Annotated in this window: 10 protein-coding genes; 1 reads left to right on the forward strand and 9 read right to left on the reverse strand. The window is 66.8% G+C overall.

Annotation, left to right across the window (positions count from 1 at the left end; translation table 11 throughout):
* Position 1: 1 nt before the first annotated feature.
* From LZ686_RS03750 to LZ686_RS03780, 7 genes are all read right to left on the reverse strand, one after another.
* Positions 2 to 856, reverse strand: coding sequence for an ABC transporter ATP-binding protein (locus tag LZ686_RS03750; RefSeq protein WP_045981644.1), 855 nt, complete (start codon positions 854 to 856; stop codon positions 2 to 4).
* Positions 853 to 1,761: a nickel transporter permease gene (gene nikC, locus LZ686_RS03755; protein WP_349547020.1), complete on the reverse strand. Its 909-nt coding sequence runs from the start codon at positions 1,759 to 1,761 to the stop codon at positions 853 to 855. Before nikC ends, LZ686_RS03750 begins: the two co-directional genes overlap by 4 nt.
* Positions 1,758 to 2,828 carry an ABC transporter permease gene (locus tag LZ686_RS03760; RefSeq protein WP_148912015.1) on the reverse strand — a complete coding sequence of 357 codons (1,071 nt, stop codon included), beginning with the start codon at positions 2,826 to 2,828 and terminating at the stop codon, positions 1,758 to 1,760. Before LZ686_RS03760 ends, nikC begins: the two co-directional genes overlap by 4 nt.
* A complete protein-coding gene (locus tag LZ686_RS03765; protein ID WP_349547021.1) occupies positions 2,829 to 4,427 on the reverse strand; it encodes an ABC transporter substrate-binding protein in 1,599 nt (532 codons plus the stop codon).
* Positions 4,428 to 4,544: 117 nt separating this feature from the next.
* Complete coding sequence (locus LZ686_RS03770) at positions 4,545 to 5,519, reverse strand: diguanylate cyclase (protein WP_218062288.1); 975 nt, start codon at positions 5,517 to 5,519, stop codon at positions 4,545 to 4,547.
* Between the two features lie 2 nt (positions 5,520 to 5,521).
* The gene (locus LZ686_RS03775) at positions 5,522 to 8,344 is read right to left on the reverse strand and encodes a response regulator (RefSeq protein ID WP_349547023.1); all 2,823 of its coding nucleotides are present in this window, start codon (positions 8,342 to 8,344) and stop codon (positions 5,522 to 5,524) included.
* Positions 8,341 to 8,712, reverse strand: a complete 372-nt coding sequence (locus LZ686_RS03780) for a hypothetical protein (RefSeq protein ID WP_148912012.1) — start codon at positions 8,710 to 8,712, stop codon at positions 8,341 to 8,343. The genes LZ686_RS03775 and LZ686_RS03780 overlap by 4 nt, the downstream gene beginning before the upstream one ends.
* Positions 8,713 to 9,622: 910 nt before the next feature.
* On the opposite strand from LZ686_RS03780, the gene LZ686_RS03785 reads away from it, so the two are divergent.
* The gene (locus tag LZ686_RS03785; RefSeq protein ID WP_349547024.1) at positions 9,623 to 10,648 is read left to right on the forward strand and encodes a tartrate dehydrogenase; all 1,026 of its coding nucleotides are present in this window, start codon (positions 9,623 to 9,625) and stop codon (positions 10,646 to 10,648) included.
* A gap of 1,415 nt (positions 10,649 to 12,063) precedes the next feature.
* Here the strand turns inward: LZ686_RS03785 and LZ686_RS03790 are convergent.
* A complete protein-coding gene (locus tag LZ686_RS03790; RefSeq protein ID WP_349547025.1) occupies positions 12,064 to 13,065 on the reverse strand; it encodes a TerC family protein in 1,002 nt (333 codons plus the stop codon).
* 200 nt (positions 13,066 to 13,265) lie between these two features.
* The gene (locus tag LZ686_RS03795; protein ID WP_349547027.1) at positions 13,266 to 15,515 is read right to left on the reverse strand and encodes a methyl-accepting chemotaxis protein; all 2,250 of its coding nucleotides are present in this window, start codon (positions 15,513 to 15,515) and stop codon (positions 13,266 to 13,268) included.
* Between the last annotated feature and the right edge of the window lie 113 nt (positions 15,516 to 15,628).

The following is a 15,628-nucleotide window of genomic DNA, read 5'->3' on the forward strand; positions in this document are numbered from 1 at the left end:
CTCAGGGGCCTTTCACGACGGGGTCGCGCCAGCTGTCCTGGCGCTGGAGGACGGACAGGCGCGACACCGGCGCGTCCAGCCGCGGCAGGCTGTCCAGAAGCCCGCGGGTATAGGGGTGCTGCGCCCGGTGCAGGTCGCGGGCGGGCAGCGTCTCGACCACGCGGCCGGCATACATGATCAGCACGCGGTCGCAGAACTGCGCCACCAGGTTCAGGTCGTGGCTGATGAAGATCAGCCCCATGCCGCGGTCGCGGACCAGCCGGTCCATGATGTGCAGCACCTCGGTCCGGACCGACACGTCCAGCGCGCTGGTCGGTTCGTCCGCGATCAGGATCTGCGGGTCGGGGGCCAGCATCATGGCGATCATGATGCGCTGACCCATGCCGCCCGACACCTCGTGGGGATAGCTGTCCATGACGCGTTCGGGGTCACGGATCTGCACGGCCTCAAGCATCTCCAGGGCCTTCGCGCGGGCGGCGGCGCGGGGCGCGCGGGCGTGCAGGCGATAGGCCTCGATGATCTGCTGTCCCACGGTCATCACAGGGTTCAGGCTGAACTTGGGGTCCTGCATGACCATGCTGATGCGCCCGCCGCGGATGGCGCGCATCTGCCGGTCGGGCAGGTTCAGGATGGACTGGCCCTCCAGCTCCATCCGGGCGGCCTCGACCCGACCGGGCGGACGCACCAGGCCCAGGATCGCGCGGCCGGTCATGGACTTGCCCGACCCGCTTTCGCCCACGACGCCAAGGCGTTCGCGGCCCAGGTCGAAATCGATGCCGCGCACGGCCTGGAATTCGCCCTGCCGGGTCGGGAAGGTGACGCGCAGGTCGCGCACGGACAGAAGGGGTTCGGTCACGACTTGTCTCCCTTGGGGTCCAGCACGTCGCGCAGCCCGTCGCCCAGCAGGTTGAAGGCCATCGACACCAGAAAGATCGCGATGCCCGGCATGGCGGCGACCCACCAGAAGTCCAGGATATAGCCCCGCCCGTCGGATATCATCGCCCCCCATTCGGGCAGCGGCGGTTGTGCACCCAGGCCCAGAAAGCCCAGGCCCGCCGCCGACAGGATGATCCCCGCCATGTCCAGCGCCACCCGCACGATCAGCGACGACAGGCACAGGGGCCAGATGTGGCGGATCAGCAGGCGCAGCCGCCCCGCCCCCTGCAGGCGTGCGGCGGCGATGAAGTCGGCGTTGCGGATGGTCAGCGTTTCGGCCCGCGCCAGGCGCGCATAGGGCGGCCAGGCGGTCAGCGCCAGCGCCAGCACCGCATTGCCGATGCTGGGCCCCAGGGCCGCGACGAAGGCCAGCGCCAGGATCAGCTTGGGGAAGGCCAGGAAAATGTCGGTCACCCGCATCAGCACCTGGTCCACCCAGCCCCCGGCGAACCCCGCCACCGTGCCGATCAGCAGCCCGATGACCGGCGCGACTAGCGCGACCGTGCCCACGATGAACAGGGTGATGCGCGAGCCGTGGATCAGCCGCGAGAGGATGTCGCGCCCCAGGGCGTCGGTACCCAGCCAATGCGCGGCAGACGGCGGCTGTAGCCGGTCGGCCAGGTTCTGGGCATAGGGGTTCTGCGGCGCGATCCAGGGCGCCAGGATCGCCATGCCGATCAGCAGCACCAGGATGATCAGCCCGACCATCGCCAGATTGTTGGCGCGAAAGGTCAGCCACCCCTGATAGATCGCGCCAAGCCGCGCCTGGCGGCGGGTCTGGGGCGCGTCGGACAGCAACCAATCGCGGCGTGTCATGGCGCTCATGTCGACCTCGGATCCAGGAAACGGTACAGGATGTCGCTGAACAGGTTCAGCACGACGAAGCACACGCCCACGACCACCGTTCCGCCCAGCACCGCGTTCATGTCGCCCGACAAAAGGCCGCGGGTGATGTAGCTGCCCAGGCCCGGCCAGCTGAAGATGATCTCGGTCAGGACCGACCCCTCCAGCAGAGAGCCGAAGGACAGTGCGATGACCGTCACCAGCGGGATCGCGATGTTGCGGAAGGCGTGGCCCCAGATGACGGCGCGTTCGGACAGGCCCTTGACGCGGGCGGTGGTGATGTATTCCGCCGACAGCTGTTCCAGCATGAAGCTGCGCGTCATGCGGCTGATATAGGCCAGCGAATAATAGCCCAGCAGGCTGGCCGGCAGGATGATGTGAGAGAACGCGTCGCGGAACGCGCCCCAGTCCCCGGCGATCAGGCTGTCGACCAGGATCATGCCGGTCACGTTCGGCACCATCCCGTCATAGATGATTCCCTGCCGCCCCGGCCCCCCGACCCAACCCAGCATGCCATAGAAGATCAGCAGGCCCATCAGCCCCAGCCAGAAGATCGGCATCGAATAGCCGACCAGCGCCACTACGCGCGCGACCTGGTCGATGACGCCGCCGCGCCGCGCGGCCGCGATCACGCCCAGGGGCACGCCGATCACGACGCCGATGAAGGTCCCCAAGGCCGCCAGTTCGAAGGTCGCGGGAAAGACGCGGGCGATGTCCTGTGCCACCGGCTGCCCGGTGGAGATGGAGCGCCCGAAATCGCCGCGCAGCACATCGCCCACATAGGACAGGAACTGCACGATCAGCGGCTGGTCCAGCCCCATCGCGACATAGGCGGCGTCGTACTGGGCCTGGGTGGCGCGGTCGCCTACCACCTTCAGCACCGGGTCGATCGGCATGACCCGCCCGATGATGAAGGTGACCAGCAGCAGCCCCAAGAGCGTCAGCGCCAGCGACAGGACGGTCCCCGCCACGCTGCGCACGCGCCTGCGGGTCAGAGCGCGGCGCCGCGACGATGCGGTCGCGGCGCCGGTCGGATCGGTCAGGGCCATTTATTCGCCCTTCGTCACCTGACGATACATGACCGACGAAATGGCGCCGCCGCTCCACCAGTTCTGGACGCCGTCGCGCAGGCCGACCTGTTCGATGCGCTGGAACAGCGGAACGATCGGGGCCTCGGCCTGGTACTGGCGCTGGATGTCCTGGTACATCGCGGCGCGGGCGTCGGCGTCCTGCTCCAGGGTGGCGGCGACGGTGGCTTCGTTCATCTCGGCCGGCACCTCATAGGCGTTGCGCCAGGCCAGCAGGCCCACGGCCGCGGCCTCGTCGCTGTTGTCGGGGTTATAGGCGAAGGTCGCGGCATTGGTGTTCGGGTCCGAATAGTCCGGCCCCCATTCGCCCAGGAAGATCGGCACCTCGCGGGCGCGATAGGCGTCCAGCACCTGCGCGCCGGTCATCTGCTCGATCTCGAGCGTCAGGCCGACCTGGGCCATCGATGCCTGCAGGGTCTGGGCCACGTCCACGTATTCGCGCAGGTCGCGCACGCGGGTGGTGATGGTGCCGCCCTCGATCCCTGCATCGGTCAGGATCTGGCGGGCCTTCTCCACGTCATAGGTCCAGGGCTGCTCGTCCAGCACGCCCAGATAGCCCTGGGGCAGGAAGGTCTGGTGGGTGACGAACTGACCCTTCAGGAAGCTGCCGGTGATGCCCTCGTAATCGACGAGGTACTTCATCGCCTCGACCACGGCGGGGTTCGACAGCAGTTCGTCCTTCTGGTTCAGGCCCATGTAGAAGATGCGGCCGCGCGGCTCGTCCTGGATGGTCACGCCCTCGACCGCGGCGATGGATTCCACGTCCGTCGGCGTCAGGTTGCGCGCCACGTCGATGTCGCCCTGCTCCAGCAGCAGCCGTTGCGCGCTGGATTCGGCGACGTTGCGTACGATCACGCGCTTCATCTCGGGGGCGCCCTGCCAGTAATCCTCATAGGCGGTCAGCTGCACCGCCTCGTTCGGACGCCAGGCCGACAGCACATAGGCGCCCGACCCGGCCTCGTTCGTGTTCAGCCAGGCATTGCCCATGTCGCCGTCGACCTCGTTGGCCATGACGGTCTCCATGTCGACCACGCTGGCGATGTTGGCGGTCAGGCAGTTCAGCACGAAGGTCGGCGCATAGGGCTTGTCCATCGTCAGCATCAGCGTGTTGCCGTCGGCGGTGATCATCTGATCGACGTTGTCGGCGGTAAAACCGAACTGGGTCAGGATGAAGGCCGGGGTCTTGTCCAGCTTGACCGCGCGCTGCAGCGACCAGGCGGCGTCCGTGGCGCGCACGGGGTTGCCCGAATGGAAGGTCGCATCCTCGCGCAGCGTGAAGGTGATGGACAGGCCGTCCTCGGACACCGCCCATTCGGTCGCAAGGCTGGGCTGGAAGCCCGCGTCGGGGTCCAGCGGGTTGAAATCGACCAGCCGGTCATAGGTGTTGTTGTTGACGTCGTTGCCCGCGAATTCGAAGCTTACCGCCGGGTCCAGGCTGATGATGTCGTCGATCGTGTGGGCCACGACCAGGGTGTCGGCCGGCGTCTCGGCCCAGGCCGCAGGTGCAAGCGCCAGCGCCGAGGCCAGAAGCATGGCGCGCATGGTCAGGGGATATGTCATGTGAGGTTCCTGTCGGTGATCGGCCCCCGCTGTGTCGCGGGGTTGCATGTCATGCAGCCTGCCGCAGGCCCGTCCGGCATTCAATGCCAATCTGACGGCCTGCGCGACGGGAAGGGCCTAGCCCGCCCTGACATCCCCGACGACCGGCCCGTCCAGCGCGGACGCGTCGCGCAGCGGGTGATCGGCGCTCATCACCTGTCCGCTGACGCGGTTCCGCCCGGCCAGCTTGCTGCGATACAGCATCCGGTCGGCCCCGGTCAGCCAGAAGGCATTGTCGCTGCCCATGTCGCAACGCCCCGACGCGACGCCGATGCTGATCGTCACCACCTGCCCCACCTGCGACGCGCGGTGCGGGATGGCCAGCGCCTCGACGCCGGCGCGCATCGTCTCGGCAAGGTGAAGGGCGCCGTCCAGGTCGGTGCCGGGCAAGATGCAGGCGAACTCCTCGCCGCCGTAGCGCGCGCACAGGTCGCCCGACCGGCGGATCGCCTGCGCCAGCGCCTGCGACACGGCCTTGAGGCAGATGTCCCCCTCGGGGTGGCCATAGCTGTCGTTGAAGCCCTTGAAGTGATCGATATCCAGCATCAGCACCGCGATCAGGCCGCCGTCGCGCGCCTGCCGGTGCAGCTCCGCCTGCAGGCGGCGTTCCAGCATGCGCCGGTTGGCCAGCCCCGTCAGCGGATCGCGCAGCGCCTGTTCGGTCAACTGGTCGCGCATCCGCTTCATCTGGACGTGGTTGCGCACGCGCCGCTGCAGGGCGGCCGGGCGGATCGGCTTGGTGACATAGTCGATCGCACCGACGGCCAACCCGCGCAACTCGGCCTCGTCATCGCCCAGGGCGGTGGCGAAGATCACCGGAATGTCGCTGAGCAGCGGATCGGCCTTGAAGATGCGGCACAGCTGATAGCCGTCCATGCCGGGCATCACCACGTCCAGCAGGATCAGGTCCGGCCTGCTTTCGCGGGCCACCTGCACGGCCTGTTCGCCGGACAGGGCAAAGCAGATCTCGTATTCGTCCTCCAGCACGGCGGTGACGATCTCGATGTTGGCGGGTTCGTCGTCGATCACAAGGATGACGGGGCGGTTGTCCATGTTCATATCCCTGGTTGACCGGTGTCGGGGTGGGGGCCGTTCAGCAGCGCATCCGCCGCGGCATAATCCAGCCGCAGCAGCGCGCGGCGCACGGGGTGGTCGTCCATCGCCATGCGGTCCAGCTGCAGCGCCTCGGCCAGCGCGTCAAAGCTGGCACGGGCGGCCATGCTGCGACGGCGGACCTGGTCGCGCAGATGGCCGCGCAGCTGGGCGATCCGCGCGCTGTCGCCGGCCGGGGCGGGCGACGACGCGGCCGCATGGGGCGTGCCCGCCCCGGCGGTCAGGCTGTCGGCGGCGGCGATCGCCGCAGCCAGCGGGCCGGACAGCTGCGCCAACAGCGCGTCGATGCCGGTCGTGTCATCGGCCTGCAGAAACGCCTCGATCTGCCCGGCAAGGGCCGCGATCCGGGGCAGCTCCAGCGAGGCCGCGACCCCCTTCAGGGTATGGGCGGCGCGATGCGCGTCTTGGCGTCGTCCGTCGGCGATCAGCTGTGCGATCTGCGCGACAGCATCGCGGTTCCCCTCGGCAAAGGACAGGATCAGGCGGCGCAGCAGCGGCCGCTTGCCGTTCACCCGCGCCAGCGCGGCGGGGATGTCGAAGGGCGGCAGGTGGTCGGGCAGGTCCGCGGCGCCCACACCCTCGGCCCGCGGGGCCGGTGCGGCGGCGGTGGGCACGATCCGCATGTGCCGTGCCAGCACCGCGATCAGACGCGCGGGATCGACGGGCTTGGTCACGTGATCGCACATCCCCGCCTGCATGCAGGCGCGGCGTTCGTCGTCATAGGCATGCGCGGTCAGCGCGATGATGGGCAGGGCCTCGGCCGTGTGCGTCAGGCGGATCTGCCGCGTGGCGGTCAGCCCGTCCATCTCCGGCATCTGCATGTCCATCAGCACGGCGGCATAGCCCGCCGCACCGGCCTCGACCATCCGGCAGGCGACAAGCCCGTTCTCGGCGCAATCGACCAGCAGGCCCGCGTCGCCCAAAAGCGCGACCGCGATCTCCTGGTTGATCGGATTGTCCTCGACCAGCAGCACGCGTTGACCGCGCATCGCCTCGGGCAGAAGGGGGGCGGCGGGCAGGTCGGGCGCGACCTCGGGGACATGGCGTTCGGCCAGCCCGGGCAGCTGCTTGAGCGCATCCAGCAGGTTGCGCGCGTTGATGGGCTTGGCCAGGAACAGGTCGATCGTCTCTCCGCCGGCCTCGGCCATGACGGCGTCGACGCCGTGCGCGGTCATCACCATCGTGGCGGGCATCCTCCGCAGACCCACCCGCCGCAGCGCGCGCAGCGTCTGCAGCCCGTCCAGATCGGGCATCTTCCAGTCCAGGATCACCAGGTCATAGGGATGGCCCCGCTGATCCGCCGCCTGCACCATGTCCAGCGCCGCGCGGCCCGAGGGCGCCAAGATCACCCGGATCTGCCAGCGGGCAAAGATCGCCTCCAGCATCTTCAGCGCGATGGGGCTGTCATCCGCGATCAGGATGCGCAGGGCGCGGATCGCGCTGCAGGGCAGGATCGCTTCGGCGGCGTCTACCTGTCCGATCCCCAGGCACAGCGAGAAGGTGAACCGGCTGCCCTGCCCCGGCACGCTCTCCGCGCGGATCCAGCCGTCCATCTGCTGGACGATCTGCTTGCAGATCGCCAGCCCCAGCCCCGTCCCCCCGAACCGCCGCGTGGTCGAGCTGTCGGCCTGCGTGAACGGCGTGAACAGCCGGCCCACCTGGTCGGGCGTCATGCCGATGCCGCAATCGCTGACCGAGATCTCGACCCGGGCCTGGTCGTCCTGCCGTTCGACCAGGCGGGCGGTCAGCACGATCTCTCCATCCTCGCTGAACTTGGTGGCGTTGCTCAACAGGTTGAGCAGCACCTGGTTCAGGCGCAGCTCGTCCCCGACCAGCATCTCAGGCAGGCGTTCGTCGATCTCCTGGCGCAAGGTCAGGCGGCGGGCGGCCATGGTGTCGGCCACCATCTGGACCTGGCACGACATCGCCGAACGCAGGTCGAAGGGCCGCGCCTCCAGGGTCAGTGCCCCCGCCTCGTTCTTGGAAAAGTCCAGCAGGTCGTTGATCAGACGCAACAGGACGCCCCCCGCGGTGCTGATCCGGCTGACATGCTCGCGCTGGCGCGGTTCCAGCGTGGTTCTCTGGACCAGGTGGCAAAAGCCCAGGATGGCGTTGATGGGGGTGCGGATCTCGTGGCTCATGTTGGCCAGGAACATGCTCTTGGTGCGGTTCGCCTCCTCGGCTTCGCGGGTGCGTTCCTCCAGCGCGGCGCTTTTTGCCACGATCTCGTCGCTCATTTTGCCGATGCGGTCGAAGGACTGGACGACCTTGTCGCTGACCCAGACCAGAACAGCGGTCTGAAACGCCACGATGGCCCCGTGCAGCAGCACCCGCGCCACGTCGCCGTCGGTCGAGAACACGGCATTCGGCAGCAGATAGAACAGCACCAGATGATGCACAGTGATCGCCGCCGCCGACATGATCAGGGCCGACCGGTCGAACCATGCCAGGTTCAGCGCCAGCACGGCATAGAAATACATGTGCATGTCCATCTGCCAGGCGTGCCCCTCGAACACCAGCAGGAACAGCGCAGGCTCGCCCACCAGGGCCACAGCGGCGATGTTGCGCGCCACCGGACGGGTGCGGCGCAGCCTCCACAGCAGGTGATAAAGCGCGGCAAGCCCCCCGGCCAGCGCCATCGCCGTAAGCGGTGACATGCTGCCCACCCACGCCGCAGCCAGGCCGATCACCGGGACATGCGCCCAGAACAGCGTGACCAGCATCCGGCCATAGCGCGCCCGCAGCGCGTTCAGTTCGACGTTCATCGTGCCCCCTCCGCGTCCGACGCGACGCATCCCAAAGATCCCGGCGCGGGCAGCACCAGCCATGCACCCCGCTGGCGGACGCGGTCCTCGAACCCCTCGTCGCCCGACAGCACGATCGACAGGCCGGGCAGCGCGCCAAAGGCGATCACCCCGCCCCCGGCGGCATGGACCAGGTCCAGAACCTGCGCCCGATGCAGGCCGGGACGGGTCATGACAAGGAACTGTCCCGGCGCGCCCGGGCGGGTCAATGCATGGCCCGCCAGCGCGACCAGCCCCGCCAGCGCCAGCGCCAGCGCCGGCAAAAGCGCGCTCAACGCACCCCCCTCGCTTTCGGGCGCCGTCATGTCGGCACCGGTTCCAGATGTCACGATGTGCTCCTGCCCTATCCTTAAAGTGCACAATATCCCGCAACGCGTCGTCCGTCCGCAGACCGGTCGAATGCAAGAATGTCCAAAACGATGCGGTTCATACGGAACCACTGGCGTCACCGTGCACCCACGGGGGGTCCGGGGGCGCGCAGCCCCCTGACCCCCCGTGGGACGCAATCCGCGTGCAACGGCCCTCGCAGACGGGCCGCCGAACCTCGTCCCCGCCCGGCGCTGCCATTTCTGCCTAAAGATCATGGGACAAACCGGATCAGTCGCCCCGCACGACTGTATTTCCCTATTCTGAGATGGGGCAATAGCGGCAGGCCAGTCGATCGTCGCTGCATCTTGAAGTGTGTGATCTCAAAAGCATTGCCCACCCGCGGGGTCGTGTGATCGACCGGCCCTTGCTTCCTGCGTGCTGCTCGTGCCCAGTACTCCCTCCACGGGATGCCATACGTGACAGTGCCGCCCCGCCCATCGCTTTCCGTGACGATGATTGCGGAATCTACGCGCGGTGCTCCGCTTAGGCGGTGGTCGGGCAATCAAGGATGTACAGCCCCGGACATCTCCGCGTCCCGGGCATTCCGGTCGAACGCGACACCTGACTGGCACTTCATCCGGACGAGGGCTTTCGACGCCGTGCAGCTTTGAAGACGCGGGTCAGGCCATGGACCTGTCGGCCTATCCGACCTAGGGTCCTTGCGCCGGCACTTTACACGCGCCCCGTCACCGGCCATGCGGCGGCTCCGGACAGGCACGGTCCGGATCAACCGCCATGGTCGCTGGTGCGATCATGCTCTGCCGGCCAGGGACTGCGGGTAACCGGGCATCGGCAGCGATCCGGGCTGCACGGCCTGTCGCGAACGTGGCCAACACAAGACCGTGCCGAATGAAATCTGAGGAGCCTTCCATGACCCACCGCATCGCCCTGATCCCCGGAGACGGCATCGGCATTCCCGTGACCGAGGCCGCCCTGCGCGTCATGGAGGCCAGCGGCGCCGACATCGCGACCGAGAGCTTTCCCTGGTCCTGCGATCATTACCTGCAGCACGGCCGCATGATGCCCGAGGACGGCATCGCGACCTTGCGCGGCTTCGACGCCATCTTCCTGGGCGCCGTGGGCTGGCCCGCCCGCGTGCCCGATGCCGTGTCGCTGCACGGGCTGCTGCTGCCCATCCGCAAGGCCTTCGTCCAATACGCCAACATCCGCCCGCACCGCCTGCTGCCCGGCGTCGAGGGTCCGCTGAAGACCCGCGATTTCGACATTCTCTGCATCCGCGAGAACACCGAAGGCGAATATTCCGGCGCTGGCGGCCGCGTCCACCAGGGCACCCCGGACGAGGTCGCGGTCGAGACCTCGATCTTCACCCGCGCGGGCGTCGAACGCATCCTGCGCTTCGGCTTCGAACAGGCGCAGGCGCGGCGGGGCAAGCTGGCCTCGGTCACCAAGTCGAACGCACAGCGCCACAGCATGGTCTTCTGGGACGAGGTCACCGACGAACTGGCCGCCGACTATCCGGACGTCGCTGTCACCCGCTACCACATCGACGCAATGTGCGCACGGATGGTCATGGCCCCCGAGAGCCTGGACGTGGTGGTCGCCTCGAACCTCTTCGGCGACATCCTGACCGATCTGGGCGCGGCCATCCAGGGCGGCCTGGGCTTCGCGGCCTCGGCCAACATCGACCCGACGCGCCGCAACCCCTCAATGTTCGAACCGGTCCACGGCTCTGCCCCCGACATCGCGGACAAGGGCATCGCCAACCCGATGGCGGCGTTCTGGTCGGCGGCGATGATGCTGGACCACCTGGGCCAGACGGCCCCCGCCGCCCGCATCATGGCCGCACTGGAGGCCGCCACCATCCGCGGCATCGGCACCCGCCCCGGCCGCGACACCACCGACGCCATCACCACGGCCGTTCTGGCGCAGCTGTAAGGACCGCACCGACCCGCGCTCCCCGTCGGTCTCTACCTACCCAAGCCCGGCGCTCCGGCGAGCGCTGACAGATGCGTGGGTCGGTGCAGATACCAGCGCCACAAAAGATCCTGACCTCGCGCCGGGAATTCCTTGGGCACAGTCGCGGTTATTGAACGGTCCATGGTTGAACGACGATGACTGGTGCCGCCCGTGCCAGCAGTCGCATATCTATGCAACACGCCGTTCTGCAGATGCTTTTGCGAGACACTATAGCGGTGATTCCTAGCCGCCCTGCATTGGATCCGGCGCTGCAGAAAAGCAAGTCAGCATCTGAATTCCGGGTCTGGATTGTTGCTGATGCTAATCTCACGCCTTGGTTCGCTGAGGTGACCCATCGACGGGCAGCCAGTTCCGTCCAGCCAAGGTACTACGGCCTAAGCGCGGTTTTACAGTAGGACCGTGACCAACGTAATGATAACGACAAGATTGCTCCGGTCGTGCGTCGATAATGTCAAGACAGTATGCTGCCCTGACAAACGGACGTTATGGCAGTTGTAATTGTGCTTTTGGTGAAACGACGGAACACGACGTCCGGCGTCGTCGCACGTCGTGACAAACCTGCCAGAGGGCCTTGCCTTCATTCGGGCCGACAGTATGCAGCCAATAAACCGCTTTCGTCGGATTGACCTGTGTAAAGGCACGGTGGTGAACGATCAACGGATGCCTTCATTCCTACGCCTCTCGGCAGAGAAAGCATTCACGTTCTTGTCGAGGCGAGACTAGTCAGTCGCACGGAGACCATGGCAGCGTAGCCGTCCTAACGACGCGACATGCATGCATATCACTTTTTTGGATAGCATGCTCTGTAGGCCTAACCAGCAAATCCCTGCATGGTTCGCGCGTTCCTCTCTCCCATCGCAAAACCGACAAAAGGGCTGAATTTAAAGAAAGCGGAACAGGAAAAAGCGCCGATGGAAACGTGTCTTATCCCATGATGCCGTCACCGGTTATCATCGAATTGTGCCGCAGCATCCATACTCAATCCGCGGTCTTGCTGGCGTCCAGCTACGGACGCGCGAGAGGACACTGACTTGTCGGAACTCGGATGTCGCCCGATAGCGTCACGAGTACGACTTACTTTGACGCCGAGAATGAAGCCTGGACCAGGGACGAAGCCAATCATCATGCTCGGAACCGATGCGACCGATTAAAGGCGATCTAAAATTACTGCCTAATGACGGCGGGATGAAATTTTTTCCCGGCTCGGTAATCTTGACGATTAGACTACATGGTACGATCACCCATGTGCGCCTTCTCTGCGTCCAAGACAGGTCACTGTGCGCGTTCGGAATGTTTCGTCATCACGCTATGGGAACAGCGGAACTTGCGCCGGCGGCCTTTCGGGCGCCGACGCGGAAAGCAGATGGTCCGGGTCAGTTCCGGTTCTCGCCGAAGGACAGCGGTTCGGGAGACTGGCCGCGGGTCTTGGCCAGCGACACGACCACGCCCACCGTCAGGATGAAGAACGTGATCCCAAGCGACCAGGACGGCGGGAACTTCTCCCAGCCCATCAGGTCCGCGATGAAGATCTTGGAACCGATGAAGATCAGCAGGATCGACAGGGCGTATTTCAGATAGGCGAAGCGGTGCAGGATCGCGGCCAACGCGAAGTACAGCGCCCGCAGGCCCAGGATCGCGAAGATGTTCGAGGTGTAAACCAGGTACGGGTCCGTGGTGATGGTGAACACCGCGGGAACCGAATCGACGGCGAAGACAAGGTCCGCGATCTCGATCACGATCAGCGCCAGCAGCAGGGGCGTGGCCCAGCGGACAAGCTTGCCGGTCTTGGGATCGGGAATCTTGACCGTGAAGGCATGGCCGTGAAGCTCGTCCGTGACGCGCATGCGGCGGCGCAGCCAGTTCAGCGCCTTGTTGTCGGCCATGTCCGTGTGATCGTCGCTGGCAAACAGCATCTTGATGCCGGTGAAGATCAGGAAGGCCGCGAACAGGTACAGAACCCAGTGATAGTTCTCGACGATGGTCGCGCCCAAGCCGATCATGATGCCGCGCAGCAGGATCACGCCCAAGATGCCCCAGAACAGCACGCGGTGCTGGTATTCGCGCGGAATCGCGAAAAAGCTGAAGATCAGCGCGATGACGAAGATGTTGTCCATCGCCAATGTCTTCTCGACGATGAACGCGGTCAGGTACTGCGCCGTGGCCTCCCCGCCCATCGTCCAGTAGATGAAGCCCGAAAAGGCGATGCCCAAGGTGATGTACATGGCCGACAGCTTGAGGCTTTCGGCGATCCCGATCTCATGGTCGTCCTTGTTCAGGACCCCCAGGTCGAAGACCAGCAGGGCGATGACCAGCCCCATGAAAAGCAGCCACATCCAGATGGGCTTGCCCAAGAATTCGCTTAGAAGAAGTTCCACGATGCCCTCGCAAGACTGAAAATGTGCGGGGCAAGGGACGACGGAAGGGCCACCGATGCACCGAGCACGCTCGATGCGGTCCGACATCGCAGCCGATCGTGACGATCATGCTGCCAGAGGGGCCCGGTCCGCAGGTCGGCGCATACCACGAATCGCCCGCCCGCACAAGCATGCGCTTATGCGGGCGGCGTCGCGCGGCATTAGAACTCCAGCATCTGCCCTCGACCGGCCGGGGCCGCGACCCGGATCGGGCGCGCCTCGACCGCAAAGTCCGGTGCAAGAGACGGGCGTTGGGCGGGCGGTGCCTGGTCGGTCACGGTAAATGCCCCCATCTCGGTCGACAGGACCTGGGCCTGCTGGCGCAGCGACATGGACGCCGCCGTCGCCTGTTCCGCCACCGCGGCATTCTGCTGGGTCACCTGGTCCAACTGGTTCACGCCGCTGTTGATCTCGGACAGGCCGATGGACTGTTCGGCGGTCGCCAGGGCGATGGCCGCGATCTGTTCGGACACGTCCGACGCCTTCTGCAGGATGATCCCCAGGCTGTCGCCCGTCCGGCCCACAAGATCGGACCCGGTCCTGACCTGCGCCGCGCTTTGCGAGATCAGGCCACGTACCTCGCGCGCGGATTCCGCCGCGCGCTGCGCAAGGCCCCGCACCTCGGAGGCCACGACTGCAAAGCCGCGACCCGCCTCTCCGGCACGAGCAGCCTCGACGCCCGCGTTCAGGGCCAACAGGTTGGTCTGGAACGCGATGTCGTCGATGACGCCGATGATGCGGGTGATCTGTTCCGACGACCGCTGGATGCCCTGCATGGCGGTGACCGCATCGGCCACGACGGCCGCGCTGGTCCGGGCGATGTCGCGGTTCTGGCCGCTGGCGCGCTCCGCCTCTCGGGCGCGTTCGGCGGTCTGGCGCAGGCTCTCGTTCATCTGGTTCAGGGCCGCGGCGGACTGTTCCAGCGTGGCGGCTTGGGTCTCGGCGCGGCTGGACAGCTCTCCGGCGGCCATGTTGATCTCGTCCGCGCCGCCGCGCACCTGGTTGGCGACGTCGGTGATGCGTCGGATCGTGTCCGACAGCCCGCCCACGACACCATTGAACGCCAGGCGCAGCGAATCATAGCCTTGCGGAAAGGGATCATGCGCGGGGCTGGCGATCTGATGCGTCATATCGCCAGCCGCCAGCCGGTCCAGCCCGGTGCCGATCTCGCGCACGACGCGGGCCTGACGCTCGGCCTCGGCGCGGGCGTCGCGGTCGCGGGCGTCGCGCGCGGCCTCGGCCTCGGCCTCCAGACGCCGGGCAGTCAGCGCCCGGTCGCGGAACACCTGCATCGCCCCGGCCATCGCCCCGATCTCGTCGCCGCGGCCGGCATGGGGGACCGGCGTCTCCAGATCACCATCCGCCAGACGGGTCATCGCCGCCGTCATCCCCTCGATCGGACGAGAGATGATCTGCGCGCCGAACCAGACGACGACCAGCGTTCCCAGCAGCATCAGCGCCGCGGTCAGCACCGCCCGGTCGCGCGTCTGGGTGACATGCGCCATCACGGTCGCGCGCGGCACATGCATCATCAGGGTCCAGCTTTCGTCCATGCCGGGAAAGGCGACAGACCCTGTCAGGACCATCGACTGTTGCCCGTCCACCTCGGCGTAGTGCATCGGTCCCGCCGCCATCAACGCCTGGTCCGCAGCCTGCACCGGCTGGCCCAGCAGCGCGCGGTCCTCATGCGCGATCCACAGCCCCCCGGAGCTGGCCAGCCGCACGCGACCGTCGCCAAAGGGACGCAGCTGCTCGATCCGCGCCGACAGCCGGTACAGCGATACGTCGCCGGTCAGCACGCCCACCAGCCGCGTGCCGTCGCGGACGACGCCGCTGACGGTGGTCATCAGGACCTCGGCGCCGTTCACGGGGTACAGATAGGGCGGCGTGATCAGGCTGCGATCCTCGCGCAGCGGCCGGTCGTACCAGCTGTCGGTCCCGGCCTCGGGGCGCATGTCCAACTGTTCGATGCCGATGCTTCCGTCAGGAGCGTAGAAGAAATACGGCACGAACCGCCCGGCGGCATCCGCATAGGGGCTGCCCAGATGGGCGCCATCCGGCCCAAGCGCGTCGGGTTCCAGCGCCAGCGTCATGCCGACCAGATCGGGACGCGTGCGCAGGATCGTCGTGACGATGGACGCCAGTGCGTCGCGATTTGCGGGATCGTCGGCGATCGCCCCCTCGATCCCGGCGACGCCGGTGCGGACGGTGTCGATGACGCTGCCGACCTCCTGCGCGATGGTCGCGGCATAGCTGGTCATCAGCGCGCCGGCATGCGCCTCGGATTCGCGGGCCGAATCGCGCGTCATCAGGCTTGTCGTCAGCGCGATCACGGCGACGATGGCAAAGGCGGTCAGCGCGGCGGCGGACAGGGCCAGCTTGGCGCGGATGGAGATGGAACGGAACGGCATGCTTGCCCCTCTCTTGGGGTTTGGTCGGGAAAGAGGTCTGTCCCGCCGGGATAGCAGCCACAGGTTTCCGATCCGTTACCGCGCCGCCGTCGAACGTGACCAAATCGATCGAT

The sequence above is a fragment of the Paracoccus sp. NFXS7 genome, assembly GCF_040148865.1.
GTDB classification, from domain to species: Bacteria; Pseudomonadota; Alphaproteobacteria; order Rhodobacterales; family Rhodobacteraceae; genus Paracoccus; species Paracoccus marcusii.